The organism is Dactylosporangium roseum (assembly GCF_025264685.1).
GTDB classification, from domain to species: domain Bacteria; phylum Actinomycetota; class Actinomycetes; order Mycobacteriales; family Micromonosporaceae; genus Dactylosporangium; species Dactylosporangium roseum.
In genome coordinates this window covers 2718022-2737324 of the sequence record NZ_CP073721.1, presented here as the reverse complement: position 1 = coordinate 2737324, position 19303 = coordinate 2718022, and the positions used below count along the sequence as shown (strand labels likewise).

The 19303-nt window shown below is 69.9% G+C and carries 21 protein-coding genes; 15 read left to right on the top strand and 6 right to left on the bottom strand.

The window, feature by feature from the left end; all coding sequences use genetic code 11:
• Positions 1–23: 23 nt before the first annotated feature.
• Positions 24–779 (bottom strand): class F sortase, encoded by a 756-nt coding sequence (locus Drose_RS13395; RefSeq protein WP_260728505.1) that lies wholly within the window; start codon positions 777–779, stop codon positions 24–26.
• Positions 763–1488 (bottom strand): neocarzinostatin apoprotein domain-containing protein, encoded by a 726-nt coding sequence (locus Drose_RS13390; protein WP_260728504.1) that lies wholly within the window; start codon positions 1486–1488, stop codon positions 763–765. Before Drose_RS13390 ends, Drose_RS13395 begins: the two co-directional genes overlap by 17 nt.
• Positions 1489–1620: 132 nt before the next feature.
• On the opposite strand from Drose_RS13390, the gene Drose_RS13385 reads away from it, so the two are divergent.
• The 11 genes from Drose_RS13385 (at position 1621) to Drose_RS13335 (ending at position 11812) form a co-directional block, all read left to right on the top strand.
• Entirely contained in the window at positions 1621–2304 is a 684-nt protein-coding gene (locus Drose_RS13385) for a biliverdin-producing heme oxygenase (RefSeq protein WP_260728503.1), read from the top strand.
• A 15-nt stretch (positions 2305–2319) separates the two neighbouring features.
• On the top strand, positions 2320–3696 hold the full coding sequence (locus tag Drose_RS13380; protein ID WP_260728502.1) for an NADH-ubiquinone oxidoreductase-F iron-sulfur binding region domain-containing protein: 1377 nt from the start codon (positions 2320–2322) through the stop codon (positions 3694–3696).
• 46 nt (positions 3697–3742) lie between these two features.
• Positions 3743–3937: a ferredoxin gene (locus tag Drose_RS13375; protein WP_260728501.1), complete on the top strand. Its 195-nt coding sequence runs from the start codon at positions 3743–3745 to the stop codon at positions 3935–3937.
• Positions 3938–3982: 45 nt separating this feature from the next.
• Positions 3983–5125, top strand: coding sequence for a VIT1/CCC1 transporter family protein (locus Drose_RS13370; protein WP_260728500.1), 1143 nt, complete (start codon positions 3983–3985; stop codon positions 5123–5125).
• A gap of 61 nt (positions 5126–5186) precedes the next feature.
• Positions 5187–6176: an ABC transporter permease gene (locus Drose_RS13365; protein ID WP_260728499.1), complete on the top strand. Its 990-nt coding sequence runs from the start codon at positions 5187–5189 to the stop codon at positions 6174–6176.
• A 98-nt stretch (positions 6177–6274) separates the two neighbouring features.
• Positions 6275–7084 (top strand): ABC transporter permease, encoded by an 810-nt coding sequence (locus Drose_RS13360; protein ID WP_260728498.1) that lies wholly within the window; start codon positions 6275–6277, stop codon positions 7082–7084.
• Positions 7085–7088: 4 nt separating this feature from the next.
• Positions 7089–8693, top strand: a complete 1605-nt coding sequence (locus Drose_RS13355; RefSeq protein WP_260728497.1) for an ABC transporter substrate-binding protein — start codon at positions 7089–7091, stop codon at positions 8691–8693.
• Entirely contained in the window at positions 8690–9640 is a 951-nt protein-coding gene (locus tag Drose_RS13350; RefSeq protein ID WP_260728496.1) for an ABC transporter ATP-binding protein, read from the top strand. The genes Drose_RS13355 and Drose_RS13350 overlap by 4 nt, the downstream gene beginning before the upstream one ends.
• Positions 9637–10719: an ABC transporter ATP-binding protein gene (locus Drose_RS13345; protein ID WP_260728495.1), complete on the top strand. Its 1083-nt coding sequence runs from the start codon at positions 9637–9639 to the stop codon at positions 10717–10719. Before Drose_RS13350 ends, Drose_RS13345 begins: the two co-directional genes overlap by 4 nt.
• The gene (locus Drose_RS13340; protein WP_260728494.1) at positions 10646–11443 is read left to right on the top strand and encodes a DUF1838 domain-containing protein; all 798 of its coding nucleotides are present in this window, start codon (positions 10646–10648) and stop codon (positions 11441–11443) included. Before Drose_RS13345 ends, Drose_RS13340 begins: the two co-directional genes overlap by 74 nt.
• Positions 11444–11452: 9 nt before the next feature.
• Positions 11453–11812: a hypothetical protein gene (locus Drose_RS13335; RefSeq protein ID WP_260728493.1), complete on the top strand. Its 360-nt coding sequence runs from the start codon at positions 11453–11455 to the stop codon at positions 11810–11812.
• On the opposite strand, the gene Drose_RS13330 is transcribed toward Drose_RS13335, so the two are convergent.
• Positions 11757–12452 (bottom strand): TetR/AcrR family transcriptional regulator, encoded by a 696-nt coding sequence (locus tag Drose_RS13330; protein WP_260728492.1) that lies wholly within the window; start codon positions 12450–12452, stop codon positions 11757–11759. The two genes, Drose_RS13335 and Drose_RS13330, sit on opposite strands and share 56 nt — an antisense overlap.
• 69 nt (positions 12453–12521) lie before the next feature.
• On the bottom strand, positions 12522–13742 hold the full coding sequence (locus Drose_RS13325) for a DUF4437 domain-containing protein (protein ID WP_260729713.1): 1221 nt from the start codon (positions 13740–13742) through the stop codon (positions 12522–12524).
• 263 nt (positions 13743–14005) lie between these two features.
• Between Drose_RS13325 and Drose_RS13320 the strand changes: the two genes are divergently transcribed.
• From Drose_RS13320 to Drose_RS13305, 4 genes are read left to right on the top strand one after another with little or no spacing between them, the layout of a single operon-like run.
• Positions 14006–15064, top strand: coding sequence for a nitrilase-related carbon-nitrogen hydrolase (locus tag Drose_RS13320; protein ID WP_260728491.1), 1059 nt, complete (start codon positions 14006–14008; stop codon positions 15062–15064).
• Positions 15061–16470, top strand: coding sequence for an aldehyde dehydrogenase family protein (locus Drose_RS13315; protein ID WP_260728490.1), 1410 nt, complete (start codon positions 15061–15063; stop codon positions 16468–16470). Before Drose_RS13320 ends, Drose_RS13315 begins: the two co-directional genes overlap by 4 nt.
• 20 nt (positions 16471–16490) lie before the next feature.
• Positions 16491–16949 (top strand): DUF3598 family protein, encoded by a 459-nt coding sequence (locus Drose_RS13310; RefSeq protein ID WP_260728489.1) that lies wholly within the window; start codon positions 16491–16493, stop codon positions 16947–16949.
• A 1-nt stretch (position 16950) separates the two neighbouring features.
• The gene (locus tag Drose_RS13305) at positions 16951–17274 is read left to right on the top strand and encodes a DUF2470 domain-containing protein (RefSeq protein ID WP_260728488.1); all 324 of its coding nucleotides are present in this window, start codon (positions 16951–16953) and stop codon (positions 17272–17274) included.
• 246 nt (positions 17275–17520) lie between these two features.
• On the opposite strand, the gene Drose_RS13300 is transcribed toward Drose_RS13305, so the two are convergent.
• Both Drose_RS13300 and Drose_RS13295 read right to left on the bottom strand, forming a co-directional pair.
• Complete coding sequence (locus Drose_RS13300; RefSeq protein WP_260728487.1) at positions 17521–18204, bottom strand: ABC transporter ATP-binding protein; 684 nt, start codon at positions 18202–18204, stop codon at positions 17521–17523.
• Positions 18201–19226, bottom strand: coding sequence for an ABC transporter permease (locus Drose_RS13295; RefSeq protein ID WP_260728486.1), 1026 nt, complete (start codon positions 19224–19226; stop codon positions 18201–18203). The genes Drose_RS13300 and Drose_RS13295 overlap by 4 nt, the downstream gene beginning before the upstream one ends.
• Positions 19227–19303 lie beyond the last annotated feature (77 nt).

Sequence of the window (19303 nt, the reverse complement as noted above, 5' to 3'; positions counted from 1 at the left end):
CGCCTCGTCGAGGCGGCGGCGCTTCAGTCGGTGGGCAGCGCGAAGACGAAGATGTTGTCCACGTAATGCCCCGTGCGGTAGTCGAAGATTCCACCGCAACTGGCCAGCAGTAGGCGTCCCGAGCGAGGACCGTCCGACGGCCCGTACGTGCCGGCTTGATCGAAGAGCTTCCGGTGCAGGGGCTGGCCGGATACGCGCAGGTCCGCGGCGAGCTGCGCCTTGCTCACCGCGATCGGCGCCGCCGCGACGGAATACCGCAGCCGTCGCCCGTCCGACAGCTCGACGACGACGAGTTGACCGGGCTCGAACTCGGACAGGTTCGCGAAAGCGCCCTTGTTCCCTCGGTACTCGACATGGCCGACCAGGATCGCGGTGCCCTGGGCGCTGCCCGGCGCGGAGTAGCGATACGTCCCGGTGCCCGACGACCAGCTAATCCGTCGTGGATCCTCCGGCACGTATACGCCGCCATCGGGCCGCAACGGGTCCGCGCTGATCCGGGCGTCCACGCGGTGCGCGGGGACCGTGACCCGGACCGGGACTCCAGGGCGGTCCGGCACCCGGGCCGGCGCGGCGGATCGCGTCGGCCCGGGTGCCGATCCGGGTGCCGGTTCGAGGTCCGGGACCAGTTCGGGTGGGAGCGATTGTCCGGTGACCACCCGGCCGACCCGGCCGTGCCCGACGAAGTGGACGGTGAGCAGGGCGCCGCTGCCGACGAGGCCCGCCAGCCCTACGGCGAGCAGCGCCCGCGCCACCGTGCGCGGGTCAGCGCTGAGTGGCACGGCTCCGCCGGTACAGCAGCACCCCGGCGGCCACGGCGACCAGAGCGAGCCCTCCCATGATCCAGGCGACCGTAAGCCGCGAGCCGGTTTCCGCCTGGCCGGCGGTGACCTCGGTGGGCAGGGGGGTGGCCGAGGTGTTCGCCGACGGCCGGGGTGCGCCGGCAGCGAACGACACGGCCAGGGTCGCCACGTTTGTGGTGCTCCGCGGGTTGGCCGGCTCGTTGGTCATCAGCACACACTTGGCCGTGGCGCAGTCCGTGGTGCCGAACTTCGCGACGACCTTCATCGAGGCGCTGAATCCACCGCTGCCGTTGGTGGTGATCTGCTTGAAGTTGGTCAGATCGCAGGCACCCCCGTTGGGCACCGCGGAGTCACACAGCGCCAGATAAAGCCCCGTGTTCGGGGCGAATCCGCTGCCGGTGACGTTGATCATCTCTCCGGCGGCGTTCAGGCCGGACGACTTCGCGCTGAGTTTCGGCGTGGCCGCCGCCGCCGGACCGGCGGCGAGTGCGAGCGCTGCCAGGATCATCAGGCCGAGGGCCGCGACCCGCCTGATGTTGTTGTTGCTCAGCTTCATTGTGCTCAGCTCCATCCCTAGTGATCCCTGGTGCGATCTTGCGCGTGAGACTGGCCCGCAGCAACGGAACAGTGTTCCGTTCGGGCGGACTTTAGCGCCGAGCGTCGGCGAGCGGTAGAGCTTCCCGACCATTAGTCATATCAAGCTGACAAGTCGTCGTAAAGTTCTTGACAGTTTGTCGTAACGATGGCCAGAATCGAGACCGACGGGAGAGCGGCCAAGGCGCCGTCACGGGCGCCTCGCCGTACCGATGGGAGAGGGTGAATGACGTCTGTCAGCGAAGGGACGACCAGCGAGCGCTTCACAGCGGCGCTACGGTCGACCACGTGGGACGACCATGAGAAGGCGGAGCGCACCGCGTACATGGAGGCGCTCCTCGGCGGCAAGTTGAGCGTTCCGGGCTATGTCGACCTGGTCGCCCAGCACTACTTCGCCTACGTCGTCTTGGAGGACGCCGCCGAGGCGATGCGCGACGACCCGATCGGCTCGAAGTTCGTCTTCGACAGCCTGCTGCGGGTCCGGGCGCTGGAGGAGGACCTGGAGCACCTGCTGGGCGCCGACTGGCGGGACAAGGTGCGGCCGAGCGAATCCACGAAGGAGTACTGCGACCGGATGCGGGCGGTCTGCTTCGACTGGGCCGGCGGCTACATCGCACACAGTTACACCCGCTACCTCGGCGACCTCTCGGGCGGACAGGTCATCCGCGCGGCGCTCGAGCGGGCCCACCCACAGGAGCTGGCCGACGGCAAGGGAGTGGCGTTCTACTACTTCCCCCAGATCAGCGACTTCAAGGCGTTCAAAGTGGAGTACCGCGACCGGCTCGACAACGCCCCCTGGGACGAGGCCGAGCAGCAGCGGGTCATCAACGAGGCGCTGGTGGCGTACCAGCTCAACACGAAGGTGCTGGCCGAGCTCGGTCACGACCTGCCCCGCTACCTCATCGCCTGATCCCGGGGCGCCCCGATGACGCACACCGCAGCCGCCGCACCGGTTCTGGACGTTGTCACCTCCGTTGCCGGCGCGGACCCGGTCCTGCTCACCGGGGTGCCCTGGGTCGGCTCCCGGCCGGAGCGGCCGGTCCGGTCCGACCAGCCGGTCTTCGAGCCGTTGGCGCGATATCGCGACGCCGGAGGATACCCGGATCTGCCGGACCCCGACGCGATCCGAGCGGCCGCCGGGCGGGCCGGCCTCCGAGGTGCCGGCGGCGCCGGGTTCCCGACCGCGGTCAAGCTCGCCGCGGTCGCCGCCGCGCCGGGGCCGCGGGTGGTGGTGGCCAACGGCGAGGAGGGCGAGCCCGCCTCGGTGAAGGATCGTTGGCTGCTGCGCCACCGGCCGCACCTGGTGCTCGACGGCCTGCGCGTGGCGGCTCACGCGGTCGGCGCCACGCAGAGTTACCTATACGTGTCCGACGCGGCCGGGGCGGCGGCCATCAGGGCGGCCCGGGCCGAACTCGCCGCTGCCGGCGCTGCCGGCGCTGCCGGCGCTGCCGGCACTCTCGGCACTCTCGGCACTCTCGGCGCCGAGGAACTCCGGATCGTCCAGGTCGCGCCGGCCTATGTGGCCGGCGAGGAGACCGCGGTGGTGCGAGCCATCGACGGTGGCGAGGCCAAGCCACTACCCAAGCCACCCCGGCCGTACGAGAAGGGCGTGAACGGTCAACCCACGCTGGTGGCCAACGTGGAGTCGCTGGCCCGGCTGGGGTTGGCCGTCCGGCCCGGCGGGGTGGGCCGGGCAGCCGCCACCGTGCTGGCCACGGTCGTCCACGCCGGACGTGCCGGGCTGTATGAGGTGCCGGTCGGCAGCAGCCTCGGCGACCTTCTCGGCACGGTGCTCGGCAGCACCGAACCACCCCGTGCGGTGCTGCTCGGGGGCTTCGCGGGCGGCATCTGGCAACCGGACATCCTTGACGCGGCGCTGGCGCACGACGCGTTGCGCGCCCGCGGCGCGCTGTTCGGCTGTGGCACCGTGATCGCGGTGGGTGCCGACGACTGCCCGATCGCGGCGGCCGCCGACGTGCTCGCGTATCTCAACGGCGCGAGTGCCCGCCAGTGCGGCGCGTGTGTCCGCGGCACCGAGGTGGTCGCCGAACAGGCCATACGCATCGCACACGGCCGGGCCGGCGAAGATGCGCTCACCGCGCTGGAGCGCCGCGCGGACGGGATGACCGGACGAGGCAACTGCGCGCTGCCGGACGCCGCCGCGGTCATGGTGCGCACCCTGCTGCGCAACTTCGCCACAGAGATAGGCCAGCACCTCGCCGGACCGTGCTCGCCGTGCCGGCGGCTGGTGCCGGAAACGCTGTCGCCGCACACCCGGTTCCGGGTCCGGTTCGACCCCTGACACACCCACTGCGAAGAACGACCGACGATCACAGGAGAGCACCACGATGAAGGTCACCATCGACGCGAGCCGCTGCGAAGGCCGTGGATACTGCGCCCGTTTCGCCCCGACGGTCTTCGACCGGGACGAGGACGGCTACGGCCGCGTCACTGTTCGTGGCGAGGTGCCGGAGGAAGCGGTCACGGACGCCCGCAGCGCGGCCTCCGCCTGTCCGGAACAGGCCATCACGCTGCACGAGTGACCACCTGGCCGGACCATGCCGCGACCGGGCGAGAAGGAGGAGTGGATGATCCCCCCGCACGTCGAACGGACTGCACTGACACCGGTTCCGAATGGACCGGTGGAGCGCTACCGCCGACACATCGTGGCCGAGCGTGATGCCGCCGCGCTGTACCGGGGACTGGCGCACCTGAGCCGGGGCCGGCGCCGGGAGGCGTTCACCGAACTCGCCGCCATCGAGGACCGGCATGCCGAGTTCTGGGCCCAGCGCCTGGCCGAGCACGGCGAGCCGGCTCCGGACCCGGAGTCGGCCGGGCCCAGTCCACGGGTGCGGGCGCTGCTGGAGGCGGCCCGCCGCTACTCACCCAACGTGGTGCTGCCCATCATCGAGCAGGACGAACACGATGGCATGGCGACGTACCAGGACGATCCCGACGCCCCGGAACACATGGCGCTGGAGGAGGCCGCGCACGCCCGGGTGCTGTCCGCACTCCGCACGGACGAGGACTGCAAGGCCGGCGAGGCCTGGCACCGCAGCGACAAATCCGGGGCGCTGCGCGCCGCCGTCTTCGGCGTCAACGACGGCCTGGTCAGCAACACCGCGCTGGTCATGGGCTTCGCCGGCGCCACCCAACAGCGGGCGCCGGTGCTGCTGGCCGGGTTGGCCGGGATGCTCGCCGGGGCCTTCTCGATGGGCGCCGGCGAGTTCATTTCGATGGCCAACCAGCGGGAGGCGTTCGAGCGGGAGATCGCCCTGGAACGCGACGAGATCCGGCTACTGCCGGAGGACGAGCACCGCGAACTGGAACTCATCTACCAGGCCAAGGGGTTGTCGGCGGACGAGGCGGCGCGGATCGCGGCGCAGGTCATGGCGCGGCCGGACGTCGCGCTCGACACCATGGCCCGCGAGGAACTCGGGCTCGATCCGGACGACCTCGGCTCGCCCTGGCGGGCCGCGGCCTCCAGTTTCACCGCGTTCGCCCTGGGCGCGGTGCTGGTGGTGCTGCCGTACCTGTTCGTCGGCGGGCTCGCGGCGCTCGGTGCCGGTATCGGCATCGCGCTCACCGCGCTGATCGTCGTCGGGGTAGTGATGGCAAGGATCAACGGTCGTCCGATCGGGCGAGTGGTCGCCCGCCAAGTGGTCGTCGGGGTCATGGCGGCCGGCGCGACCTATCTGCTGGGCGCTCTGCTCGGACTCAACCTGAGCTAGCCTTCCGAACCCTCGACAATCTGTCAGATAATTCGCCTTCGAGGTGGAGGAGGCAACCACGGTGCTAGCAGTTCTCCGCAAGCGCGTCACGAACATGGTCGTAGTGGTCTTCCTAGTGATCTCCGGGATGTTCTTCCTCCTTCACCTCGCTCCGGCGAGCCCGGCCAACCAGTTGCCGCCCGCCGTGGCGGCCGACCCCCAGGCGCTCGCCGAGTACCGGGCGAGCCTCGGCCTCGACCGCAACATCTTCATCCAGTACTGGAACTACCTCACCGGGCTGCTGCGGGGCGACTTCGGTCGATCGCTGTACGACCACTCCTCGGTGCTGACCTCCATCGGCCGCGCCTTGCCGGTGACGTTGGAACTCGGCCTGCTGGCAGGGGTCGGCTCGATGGTGCCGGGCATCCTGCTCGGCATCTGGGCCGCGGTGCGGCGTGGCGAGTGGGTGGACGGCGCGGCCCGCGTGGTGACCGTACTGTCGCTCTCGGTCCCGGCCTACTGGCTGGCCGTGCTGTCGCTGCTGTTCGTCGGACAGCGCTACCCGGACCTGTTGCCCAGCGCGGGCGGCTTCGTCCGGTTCACCGAGCAGCCGATCGCCAACCTACAGGTGCTGCTGCTCCCGTCGTTCGTCCTGGGCCTGGGCACGTTCGCGCTGGTCGCGCGAGCGTTGCGTGCCTCGCTGACCGAGGTGATGTCCGCCGACTACGTCGGGTTCGCGGCGGCCATGGGCATGCCCCGTCGCCGCCTCCTGGGCCGGGTGGCGGTGCGCAACGCCATCATCCCCACGCTCACCGTGATGGGCGTGCTGCTGGGTGGATTGATCTCCGGCACCGTCCTGGTGGAGAGCATCTTCGCGATTCCGGGACTCGGCCACCTGATGGTGACCGCCTACCTGCGCGGCGACTATCCGCTGGCGCTCGGCTGCTCGCTCGTCACCGCAGCCATCTTCCTCGGGCTCAACCTGATCGTCGACCTGCTCAACCATCTGGTGGATCCGCGCACGCTGCCCGGCCGCCAGGCGCCGACCGGAGCGAAGGGGGCAGCGGGATGAACGCGATGTCCGGCGCTCTGAACCGGCCTGGCCGCTGGCTCCGGCTGCACCGGGGACTGTTGCGCGGCCCGGCCGACTGGGTCGGCCTCGCGTGCGTCGTGGTGTTCCTGCTCATCGCGACAGCCGGCCAGTTCGTCGGTGACCCGTATCGATTGGTCACGATGGGCCCGGAGGCGCCGTCCTGGCAGCACTGGTTCGGCACGGACAACCTCGGTCGTGATGTCTTCGCGCGCACCGCCTCCGGCGCCGGCACATCACTGCTGATCAGCGTGGGCGCGATCCTGCTGGGACTGATCTTGGCCTTTCCGCTCGGGCTGCTGGCCGGATACCATCAGGGCCGGCGTGTCGACGGCGCCATCATGCGCACCCTGGAAGGGGTGCAGGCGCTGCCGATGCTCGTTTTCGTCATGTTCATGCTGAGTCTGATGAGCACCACGCCGGTGCACCTGGGACCGGTCACCCTCGGCATGGAGGCCAAGCTGATCCTGGGGATCGGCCTGGGATTCGTGCCGTTCTTCGCCCGGGTCGCGCGGGCTGCCACGCTGGTGGAGATGCAGGAGGACTACGTCGCCGGCCTCCGTGTGGTCGGCGTGCGGCCACGCACGATCCTGCTGTCCGAGATATCGGTCAACGTCCTGCCACCGGTGCTCGTACAGGCTTGTCTCGCCACCGCCATCGCCATCTTCGCCGAGGGCGGGCTCAGCTTCCTCGGTCTTGGGGTGGCTCCGCCCAAGCCCACGCTGGGCAACATCATCGGCCAGTCCGGTTCGCAGATCATCGAGGGAATGTGGTGGTACGCGGCGCTGCCGGGCCTGGTGATGGTGGTCGGCATCCTCGGCTTCAACCTCCTCGGTGACGCGCTGACCGAATCGGCCCTCGGCCCCCGCGTGGGCGAAGAAAGAGAGTGACGCCGTGAGCAACGCCGATAGCAGCCGTGACCCGCGGCCGTCGTGGATCGCCGCGGGCATCCGCCGCAGATCGTTCCTCAGTGCCGCATTGCTCGGTGCGGCGGGTGCCGCGGGCGCCGGCAGCCTGACCGGATGTTCCACACCCGACATCAGCGCCCGGGTGGCCGAGCGGCACAAGGACGGCATCCTCCAAGTGGGCATCGACACGGCCCCCAGCAACATCAACCCGCTCGATTCCGGTGCGGAACGAACGCGGTGGATCAGCGAAGCGGTGGTCGAGACGCTGTATGCCTACGACAAGGACCACAGGTCGGTACCATTGCTGGCCGCCGGCGAGCCGGAGATCTCGGCGGACGGGCTCACCTGGACCATCCGCCTGCGCGACGGGATCACCTGGCACAACGGGGACCCGCTCACCGCCGAGGACGTGGTCGCCACGCTGAAACACATGGTGAACCTCAGCTCGGGCAGCGAGTGGGTGACCTACATGATCGGCTACCTGCAGAGCTTCACCGCCCTGGACCGGCTGACCGTGCGGATCGGGCTGGCCCGGCCGTACGGTTTGCTGCGGTCGCACCTCACCAACATGCCGATCGGGCACCACGACCACGTCGACCGCAAGGACGCGATGCTCGGCACCGGGCCGTTCAAGCTCGACAGGTACGTGCCGGGGCAGAGCTTCACCCTGTCCGCGTACGCCGGCTACCACGGTCCGAAGCCGGCGCTGTCCGGAATCCAGTACACCGTGTTCGCCGACGGCGCGACCCGGCTGGTCAGCCTCAAACAAGGCAAGATCGACCTGGTCACCGCCGTGCCGTACGAGCACCTGGCGTCCATCCAGGCCAACAAGGACCTCCGGGTGACGATCGCCGAGGCACCGCTGGACATCCTCTGCTACGTCAACTTCGGCCAGGAGCCCTTCAACGACGAGAACTTCCGGCGCGCGGTCGCGGTCGCCACCGACCGGGCCGGCGTGGTGAGCCGCGTCTTCGGCAACCAGGGCAAGCCCGGGCAGGGTCCGATCGGACCGGCGGAGCTGGGCTACGACCCGGAACTCAAGGTCTACTCCCCCGCGCCGGACCTCGAGCTGGCCAAGCGGTACCTGGCCAAGGCCGCGACGAAGCAGCGATCCTTCACGATCACGATCGGCACCAGCGGCACGGTCCGCAACATCGCCACCGTGCTGGCAGCAGGCTGGGCCCAGATCGGCATCACGGCCAACATCGAGCAGGTGTCCGGCGGCGAATGGTCCAACCGGCTCGTCGGCCGGAAGTACGAGATGATCCTCGAGCTGTTCCAGAGCGGATTCACCGCCGGTCCGGCCAACTACATCGCGCTGGCCCCGGCCGATCCCGCCAACGTGCTCTCCTTCCACTACGACAACCCGGAGCTGACCAGGCTGACCGCGACGGTCTGGCAGACCACCGACGACGCGGAGCGGGCGGCGGCACTGCGCCGGATGAACCGCATCCTGACCGAGGAGATGATCATCTTCCCGCCCGCGTATCCACCGCTGATCATCGCCCAGCGCCGGGAGACCACGCCGGTCGACCCCAACGGCCTGCGGCTCAGCCGGATCGCGCCGCACACGCTGTCCTTCGCGTCATGAGCACCGGGACCGAGCCGGCCCTGCGCGTGGCGGACCTCCACGTACGGTACGGCGGCAGCACGGCGGTACGCGATGTCTCGTTCCATATCGATGGGGGCGAGGTCTTCGGACTGGTGGGCGAATCGGGCAGCGGCAAGAGCAGCGTGTGCGCCGCGCTCATGCGGCTGCTCCCGCCCGGCGGATCGCTGCGGGCCACGGCGATCGAGTTCGGCGGGCGTGACCTGAGCCGGGCCAGCGAACGTGACATGCGCGCGATCCGCGGCAAGGGCATCGCGCTGGTTCCGCAGAAGCCGATGACCTCGCTGTCGCCGACCACCCCGGTCGGCCGGCAATTGCGCTGGTACCTGGGCGAGCGGCTGGACAGCGCGCAGACCCAGCAGATGCTGATCTCCATCGGGCTGCGCGCAGTGCTCGACCGGCCCGGCGACCTGCCGTCCCGATTCTCCGGCGGCCAGTTGCAGCGGCTGCTCATCGCGATCGCGGCGCTGACCCACCGTCCCGCGCTGCTGCTCGCCGACGAGCCCACCACCACGCTCGACGCCACGGTGCAGGCGCAGGTGTTGCGGCTGCTGCTCGCCGTCCGCGCCGAGGTGGGCTCGGCGATGCTGTACGTGACGCACGACCTTGCAGTGATCGCCCAGGTGGCCGACCGGATCGGCGTGATGTACGGCGGCCGGCTGGTCGAGGTCGCTCCGGTCGCCGAGTTGTTCGCCGCGCCGCGACACCCGTACACCCGAGCGCTGATCGCCGCGATGCCCTCGGCCTGGATCGAGGGCCGCCCGCTGCGCCCGATACCCGGCTCGGCCGCCGGCGCCAACCGGACGGACGGCTGTCCGTTCGCGCCACGCTGTCCGCATGCTGACACGATCTGTCAGGAAACCATGCCGACCGCGGTCATGGCCGGCGCCGCCATGGTGCGCTGCCACCACGCGGAGGTGACGGTATGAACGCGATGCTCGAGGTGGCCGGCCTGCGCAAGCAGTTCCTGCTCGACGGCGGCAGCAGTTGGTGGGGGCACCGGCGCCCGCCGGTCACGGTCACCGCGGTCGACGAGGTCAGCTTCTCGGTCGACAGCGGCACCGTGCTGACCGTCGTCGGCGAATCCGGCTGCGGCAAGACCACCGTGGCACGGATGCTGGTCGGACTGGAGCAGCCCAGCTCCGGTGTGATCCGGGTCGACGGGATCACGCTGTCCGGGCGGCGCACGACCGCCCAGACCGGGCTCATCCAGATGGTTTCCCAGAATCCATGGTCCGCACTCAATCGGCGGCGCAGCATCGGGCACGCGCTGGAGCAGCCGCTGCTGGTGCACCGGCCGGGCGCGACCAAGGCCGAGCGGGCGCGGCGGATCGGCGAGATGCTCGACCGGATCGGCCTGGCGCACAGCTATCTCGGCAAGTGGCCGCGGCAGGTGAGCGGCGGCGAACTGGCCCGGGTGGTGCTCGCCCGGGCGCTGCTGGCCGAGCCCAAGGTCATCGTCCTGGACGAGCCGACGGCGAGTCTCGACGCCAGCGTGAAGGCCACGGTGGTCAGCCTGCTGCTCGACCTGCGAACCGAACTGGGCCTGGCCCTGGTGCTGATCACCCATGAGATCCCGGTTGCGCGGTGGATGGCTGATCAGGCGGCCGTGATGTACCTGGGCCGGTTCGTGGAGACCGGGCCGGCTCGGGAGGTGTTGCACCGGCCCACCCACCCGTACACCCGGCTGCTGCTGGACAGCGTGCCGCATGCCGCCGCGGGAGAGCCGGGCGGCGGGCCCGGACGGCGCATCCCGGAGCCGGGCGGCGAGGTACCCTCCGCCGTCGCGGTGCCCAGTGGCTGCGCGTACCACCCGCGGTGCCCGCACCGGGCCGACACGTGCACCGCCTCGATACCCCCGCTCATCGTGCACAACGGCCATCCTGTGGCCTGCCACCGAACCGCACACCTGGACCTGACCCCGAGGAGGGACCGTGTCGCTCAGCATTCCGAACCTGACTCCGGAACAGCAGTTGCAGGCGCTGGCCAAGACCCGCGCGGCGATTGACGGGCGGGAGGTAACGGTCTGGTGGAGCGGTGATGTCTACGCCTGGGGGCCCGAACAGCCCTACCTGCGCCTGTTCGGATTCGAGGGATTCAACGTGGCCCGGCTGGTGCGGGTGGCCGGCGGGTACGAGATGTTGGCCCGGGAAGCCGCCTTCTACCTCGACCCGCGGGACCGCGAGATCCTGACAGCGTGGCACAACCCGTTCACCGGCGAGACGGTCGACGTCCTGCACGTCTGGAACGACCCGGTGAACCAGCGCTGGCTGCTGGACGGCCCCCGCGGCCCGTTCCAGGTGTCGATCACACCGCTCGGTGACCAGGTCTGCTTCAACCTGGACATCCCGCTGGCATACCCGTCACCGTTGCCGGTCGCCGCCTACCCGGACAGCTCGGCCGACGACACCTACCGCGCATTGGAGCTGTTCCATTTCTACGCGCCGGCCGAAGTCCTCACCGACGAGCACAGCGCGAGCTTTCCGCACGTGCTGTCCTGGGCGCGGATGTCGCCGTGGCTGCCGTGGATGCGGATGGGCTCGCGACCGGGCGGTCTTGCCTTCCACTGCCGCGGGATGAAGCTGGACCGCTACACCGACATGCCGCACCGCACCCAGGCATATGTCGCCGCTCACGCGCCGCACTACGCGACCGCGCCCGAGTCCTGGACCGAACCGAACGAGACAAGCTGGACCTACTTCCGCAAGCTGGCCGGTCACACCTCATCGTAGGGGAAACCCATGATCTATCTCGTCTACCGGATGCGGTTGAACGCCCGGGCACGGCAGGACATGAAAGGGTTCTGGCACTGGCTGGAGAACCGGGAGCGGTTCTTCTACGGTGACCTGCCGATGGTGGAGAGCGTGCGCTGGTACTACAGCGTCGTCGGTGACGTCTACGTCATGGAGAACTGGGCCGGGTTCGCCGACGAGGCGGCCTGGGGACGGTACCGCGCGGCGCTGGCCACCCTGAAGCAGGACAACACCTGGGAGGCCGAGCGGGTCTCCCAGGACGACTGGTGGACGTTTCTGGACACCCGGATCGTCACCGATCCGCCTTGCTCGGTCGGCTTCGCCCGGCCGGGACCTGACCAGCGGTAACCCGCCCGGTGACGGCTCGCGCGAGCCGGCGCGGGTGGCCGTCCGCGTCGAGCTTGGCGCCGAGGCCACGCAGCACGAACGTGGTGGTGGTGTCGATCGCGCGGGCCAGTCGCTTGCCCCGCAGGTCCGCGGTGCTGCGCCCGGCGATCGACGCGGTGACCAGGGGCAGCAGCAGGTCGACATCGTCCTCGGGCAGGTACCGCTGCTCCACGGCGTCCACGATGATGTTCCGGAGGACGCTGTGGAGCGGCGCGATGTGCTCGAGCATCTGGCGGTGTCCGGCGTCGGTCAGCACGTTGGACAACGAGCCGGGTGCGATGTGCTGGGTGGTGAGCTGCTGGAGCTGCATCCGGACAAATACCCGCAACTGGTCGACCGGGTTGGTCACGTCGGCGAGGGCCGCCGAGAGCTCCTTCAGATAGCGCTCGGTCTCATGCGCGGCGTAGGCAAGGAGGAGGGTCTCCTTGTCCGGATAGTAATTGTACATGGCGGTTCGTCCGATATCGGCCGCGGCCGCGACGTCGGCGAGGGTGATCGCGCCGTACCCGTGTTCACGGAGAAGCTGTGCCATCGCGGTGAAGATGCGTTCCTGCATGCGCTCGCGATGTTCGTCGAGCGATCCTCCGATGATCCTTGGCACAGCAGAACTCTCCCTCAGCGAGTCGGGTGCCCGGCCCGTCGTCGACGACAGGACCGGACACCCGGTCGACTACATTCCGTCGCCGTCCCAGCGGCCCATGGAGCGGCTGCGTACCGGCAGAGAAGAGAGTACCGGTGCCGGGATCGGATCGCCGGTTCGCCAGGGCCGACCGGCCGCCCAGTTGTACCGGTACTCGTCGGTCCGTTCCGCCGGGTGCTCCAGGCTCGACGGCTCGGGCCAGCCGTACGCGGCGTGGTCGTGAACGTGTCCGTGGCCCTGGTCGTGCGAATGGTCGTCGCCGTGCGAGCGGTCGTGCGGGTTGCTGTCGTGCCCGGCCTGCAACCGGGCCGCGTCGACGGCCTTGGCCAGTTCGATCAGGCTCCGGTCGGAGCCGAGACCGTGCTGGCGGTAGTCGATGTCGTCGGCGCCGACCGAGCGCTGATAGGCGACCGACCGCTCCAGCATCTCGATCTCCTTGCCGCTTCGCCAACTCCGCCCGCCGGCGATGTCGTGGCTGGACATCGACCAGGTCATCCGGGTGCCGCCGGGGCCGTAGTTGACCGCCTCACCACCCCAGCGGACCCACTCGTTCTGGGTGTACCAGTTGAACAGCTCGCCGTCCGAACGGAACAGCCAGGTGGTGCCACCCTCCAGCGCGGTGAAGTGGCCGTGCTTGATCCGGGCGGGGCGGAAGAAGTACGCCCCCGGGCGCAGGTCGCCGAAGCTGTACGACATCTTCCCCTGGGTGGTGTACGCCTCCTCGTAGCACGGGTGGTGGGCCAGACGGTGGTCGGTCCAGCCCTCCTGGGCGTACACCAACCGGGTGTAGAAGTGGGTGACCGGGTCGACGTGCAGATACTTGACGAACAGCCCCGGCATCGGGCCGGGGTTGGGCACCGCGTCCCACCGCATCGACTCGGTGTCGAGCACGATGACGTCTTCCCGGGCGTCCGCCCAGCGCGGCGCGGACAGCGAGTCCACCGGATCGAAGCCGGCGTCGCCGAACTCCCGGTAGTGCAGGATGCGGGAGCCCTCGCGAAACCGGATCGCGTCGGTCGGCACGCCGCGCGGCGCGTAGAGGTAGGCGCCGGGGCCGATGACCCGATCGCCGTACGTCATCTCACCCTCGAGGACGTGGTACTCGGTGTCGGCGTGGTGGATCCCGGCCGCACGGTGCCAGTCGGTGTGGAAGTCGATCCGCAGCGAGGAGGAGCCGTCCTCCTCGTCCACGGACAACCGTCGCTCGCTTGCCCGCCCCGAGCCACGGACGAGCTCGGCGGCATGCCACACATAGTCGGAATCCTGGATGCTTTCGACATGGGGTCGCACAGATGACTTCCCTTCGCATGACCCGCCGCCGGAGACCGCGGACAGGTCGGCCGGCCAAACATTTATCTGACAATATGACAGAAAACTTGGAAGGGTCAAGAACACCGGCGGCGAGGCGCCGAGCACGGGCGTCGCGCGCCGCGATAGCGACGATGTGTCAGCATGATATTGACAGTACGTCGTAAAACTGATTGGCTCGCGATGACCAGGACGGAGGATGCCGCATGTCGATGTCACCCGGCGCAGGCACCGGACCGGATGCCACAGCGTTCCGCGCGGTCGCGCTGCAGACGGCGACGCGGGCGGTCAACGGGCTCAGCGTCACCGAGGCGCGGGAGGCCATCGGCGCCGCCATCGAACGGATCGGTCAGCAGATCGCCGCGGCGGTCGCCTGGCACGGCACCGACACCCGGCTGGTCGTCCTTCCGGAGTACGCGCTGACCGGGTTCCCGATGGGCGACCCGATCGAGGTGTGGGCGGAGAAGGCCGCGCTCGACCCGGACGGCCCGGAATACGACCGGCTCGCCGGCGTCGCCGAACGCCACCGCGTCTTCCTCACGGTCAACGCCTACGAGACCGACAAGCACTACCCCGGGTTGTACTTCCAGGGATCCGTCGTGTTCGCCCCCGGCGGCAACGTCGTGCTGCGCTACCGGCGGCTGCACTCGCTCTACACGCCGAGCCCGTACGACGTGTGGGACTCCTACCTCGACCGCTACGGCCTCGACGCGGTGTTCCCGGTCGCCCGTACCGACATCGGCAACCTGGCCGCGATCGCCAGCGAGGAGATCCTCTACCCCGAGCTGGCGCGGGCCCTCGCCCTACGCGGTGCGGAGATCTTCCTGCACTCCACGAGCGAGGCGACCAGCCCGGAGCTCACCCCGAAGGAGTTCGCGCGGCGTAGCCGCGCGGTGGAGAACCTGGCCGTGGTGGTGTCCGCGAACAGCGCCGGCATCTCCGGCATCCCGCTGTCCGGCGATTCGACCAACGGGCACTCCGAGATCGTCGACCACCTCGGTCGATCGCTGGCCCGAGCGGCAAGCGGCGAGAGCCTGGTCGCCGCAGCCGAAGTTGACGTCGCCGCGCTGCGCCGGGAACGCGCCCGCCCGGCGATGAGCAACCTGCTCGCCCGCGTGAAGACCGGGCTGTGGGCGAGTGAGTACGCCCGGTACGACCTGGACCCGGCCAACGGGCTGCGGGACCGGTCCGCCGAGCGTGCCTTCTTCGTGCGGCGCCACCAGGCCAACATCGATCGACTCCGGGAAGCGGGGATCGTGTCGTGACCGAGGTCCGGGATCCGCGCACCGGCCGGGTGGAGCGGCTGCTCGCCCCGCCCTCCCCCGAGCGGCTGCGGGAACTGGTGGCCGGCCTGCGCGCCGCACAGCCCGCCTGGCTCGCGCTCGGCACCGACGGACGCGCCGCCGCACTGCACGCCTGGGCAGACGAGCTGGCCGCCGCGGCGGAGCCGCTGACCGCCGCGCTGCTCGCCGACACCGGCCGGCAGTACGAGTCGGCGATGGAGGCCGGTCAGGTCGTCGCGATGGCCCGCCGGTGGGCGGACGCGGCGGGAGACCTGCTCACGCCGGTCACGATGCCGTCGCGGGTGGTACCGGGGATCGCGCTCGAGACTGGACCACGGCCGTATCCGCTGGTCGGCGTGATCAGCCCGTGGAACTTCCCGCTGCTGCTCGGCCTGATCGATGCCATCCCGGCACTCGCCGCCGGTTGCGCGGTGATCGTCAAGCCGAGCGAGGTGACCCCGCGGTTCATCGCCCCGTTGCGCGACACCATCCTCCGCGTGCCCGCCCTGCGCGACGTGGTACGGGTCGTCGAGGGCGCGGGGGACGTCGGCGCGGCCTTGATCCCGATGGTCGACGCGGTGTGCTTCACCGGAAGCGTGCCGACCGGAAGGCTCGTCGGCGCCGCCGCGGCCGCCGTGTTCATCCCCGCCTTCCTGGAGCTCGGCGGAAAGGATCCCGCGATCGTCCTGCCCGGCACGGACCTGGAGCGGGCCAGCTCGGCGTTGCTCTGGGGCGCGGTCGCCAATGCCGGCCAGTCCTGTCTGTCCATCGAACGCATCTACGTCCACAAGTCGATCGCCGACGAACTGGTGCGACTGCTGATCGCCAAGGCCGACCAGGTCACCCTGGCCTGGCCCGAGCCCGGCGACGGCATGCTCGGACCGCTGATCGATCCGGTGCAGGCCGGCATCATCGAGGCCCAGCTCGCCGACGCGGTGGCCAAGGGCGCGACCGTACACAGCGGCGGCGTGATCGAGGAGCACGGCGGCGGACGATGGATCCGGCCGACGGTGTTGACCGGCGTCAGCCAGGACATGGCGATCATGCAGGAGGAGACCTTCGGGCCGATCCTCCCGGTCGCCACCTTCGACACCGTCGAGCAGGCCGTCGCGCTGGCCAACGACTCAGCCTTCGGCCTCTCCGGTGCGGTCTTCGGCCCGGACGAGGAGGCCGCGGCCGCGGTGGCCCGCCGCCTCGACGTGGGCGCGGTGAGCATCAACGACGCGGCACTCACCGCGCTCATCCACGAGGGCGAGAAGAACTCGTTCCGGGGCAGCGGTCTGGGTGGCTCCCGGATGGGTGCGGCATCCATCCGACGGTTCGTGCGCAAACAGACGCTCATCACCAACCATTCGCCCACCCGAGATCCGTGGTGGCACACCCCCTGACACCCACGCTGAGGAGCACCATGGGAATCCGAGAAGGCATGCCGCTGCTGGCCAGGCACGAAGGCGACTGGGAAGGCACCTACATCTACCTGGACCCGTCCGGCAAGATCGTCGACGAGCACCGATCGCACCTGTCGTGCCAGTTCCCCGAGTCCGGGCCGTACCAGTACCACCAGGTCAACACCTACACCTGGCCGGACGGCCGGGAGGAGGTGCACCAGTTTCCCGGCAGCTACGACGGATACGGCCGAATGATCTTCGACACCGAACGGATTCGCGGTGTCACCTGGTGTGTCGACGAGAACACCATCTACCTGACCTGGATCTACAAGGAGAAGGACGCCAACCTGCGGCTCTTCGAACTCATCGTGCTGTCGGACGACGGCAACAACCGCTGCCGCACCTGGCACTGGGTGCGCGGTAGCAAGATCGAGATGCGCACGATCATCAACGAGACCCGCGTCCAGACGGAGGCATGACGTGACCGACCAGAGCACCAACCCGTTCAGCCAGCAGGTCATCGACGCAGTGGCCGCACACATGAACCTGGACCACCCGGAAGACTCGCTGCTCATCGTGCGGTCCCTCGGCGGCCGGCCGGACGCCACCGCCGCGACGGTCAGCGGGCTGGACGGCGCTGGAATCGACTTCGCCGCGACCGTCGACGGAGCTTCCCGCATCGTCCGCGTCCCGTGGAGCACTCCACTGACCGAGCGGCCCCAGATCCGGGTCGAGGTCACCCGGATGTACCACGACGCCTGCGCCATGCTGGGGGTGCCGCCGCGCCAGGCCGAGGAACATTGAGCGCACGCGCGGCGAAGCGCCGGCCGAATCACCGGCCGGCGCTCGGCTCCACGCCGAGGAAGGTGTTGCGCTACGGGACGGTGCCGCGCAGTCGTGCGGGCGGGCGTCTGCCGCTCGCGGTCGCCGCTGGACCCGGGCGGCGCGCTCCGGTCCGGGCAACTCACAGATCATGGCAAAGATGTGGCTGTCCCGACAGCCAGATCTTTCCCATGATCATGAGATCGAGCGGCCTGCCGTGCGGCAAGGTCATCGGGTCGGGGCCGGGGTGCGCAGCCGGCCGTCGACCATCTCGGCGACGTGGTCGACGCGGTCGAGGTGGCCGTGGTCGTGCGTGACCAGCACGGTGGCGGTGCCGCGTTCGCGCGTGAGATTGATGAGCAGGTCGACGATCGCCGCACCGCGGTCGTGGTCGAGCGCGCTGGTGGGTTCGTCGACCAGCAGGACGGCGGGTTCGTTCATCAGGGCGCGGGCGATGTTGACCCGCTGACGCTGCCCACCGGAGAGCTGGTGCGGCCGGCGGTCCGCCTGTCCGGTCAGCCCCACCGCGGCCAACAGGTGCTCGGCGCGGTCGCGGGCGTGCCGGGGTGAGCGGCCATTGAGGTGCGCCATGACCTGCAACTGTTCGGCGGCGGTCAGTGAGGCGATCAGGTTGGGCTGTTGGAAGACGATCCCGATCGTTTCGCGGCGCAGCGCCGTGGTCTGTTCGAGGCTCATCCCGGCGGTCTCGGTGCCGGCGATGACGACCCGCCCGTTGTCGGGCGTGATCAGGGTGGCGGCTACGGCCAGCAGGCTGGACTTGCCGGAACCGGAGGGACCGATGACGGCGGTGGCGGTGCCGGCCGGCACCCTCAGGCTGACCCGGTCGAGAGCCGTCAGCCGGGTGTCCCCGTCGGGATAGGTGAGGGTGATGTCGAACAGGTCGAGGCTCATCGGGCGCTCCCCAGGGCGGTCAGCGGGTCGATGGACGTGATGCGGCGGATGGACAGGGCGGCTCCGGCCGCGCCGAGCGCGATCATCACGGCGGCCGGCAGCAGGAGGGAGCCGGCGGTGAGCGAGAACGGCACGACGCCGGCCGCTGCCGTGCCGATCGCGGCGGCGAGCCCGGTGCCGATTACCGTGCCGGCGACCAGCAGGGTCAGGGCTTGGCCGAGGGCATCCCGCAGAAGGTAGCGGGTGGTCGCGCCGAGCGCCTTCAGCACGGCGATGTCGCCGCTGCGCTGGATCGTCCACACGGTGAAGAAGGCACCGATGACCAGCGCGGAGATCGCGAACAGCAGGCCGCGCATGAGCTGCAGCGACCCGTTCTCGGAGGTGTAGGAGCCGATCGCGGACAGTGCCGCCGAACGGGCGACGGTGCTGGTGCGCAGTTGCCGGTCGGCGGCGGCCAGGTCGGCGTCGCTCGTCGTGGTCAACGCGATGACCGTCGCGTTGCCGCCGGGCGAGCCCGGGGTCAGCCGATGCCAGTCGGTGAGGCTCGTCCAGATCACCGGCGTGTGGCTGTAGGAGGCGTCACCGGCTACGGCCGCGATGCTCAGCCGCTGTCCGGCCACCGTCACGGTTTGTCCCGGCTGGGCATCCAGGGCCTCGGCCGCTCCCCGGGACAGCACGACCTGGCCGGTGGCGATCCGGCTGGGCTCGGGCGCCAGTTTCGAGCCGGGAAGAACGCCGAACGCGGACAGCGCCGCGGTGCGGTCGCCGGCGGTTGCCCTGGTGGTGGTGACGCCCAGCGGGGAGGCACTGGTCACTCCGGGGACGGCGCTCCACTGCCGCCATTGTGCCTCGGTGACGGTGGACTCGGTGAAGGACACCTTCTGGCCACCGGCCTGGACGGAGAACACGAGATGGTCCGCGGGAAGGTCGCTGATCGCCGATGTGCTTTCCCGGCCCAGTCCGGCGGTCAGCCCGGACAGCAGGACGACGAGCAGCGTCATCAAGGTGACGACGGTTCCCATCAGGGCGAATCTGCCCCTGGCGAACCGCAGATCTCTCCAGGCGACGAACATGACGGGTTGGACCTTCCATTCCGGGA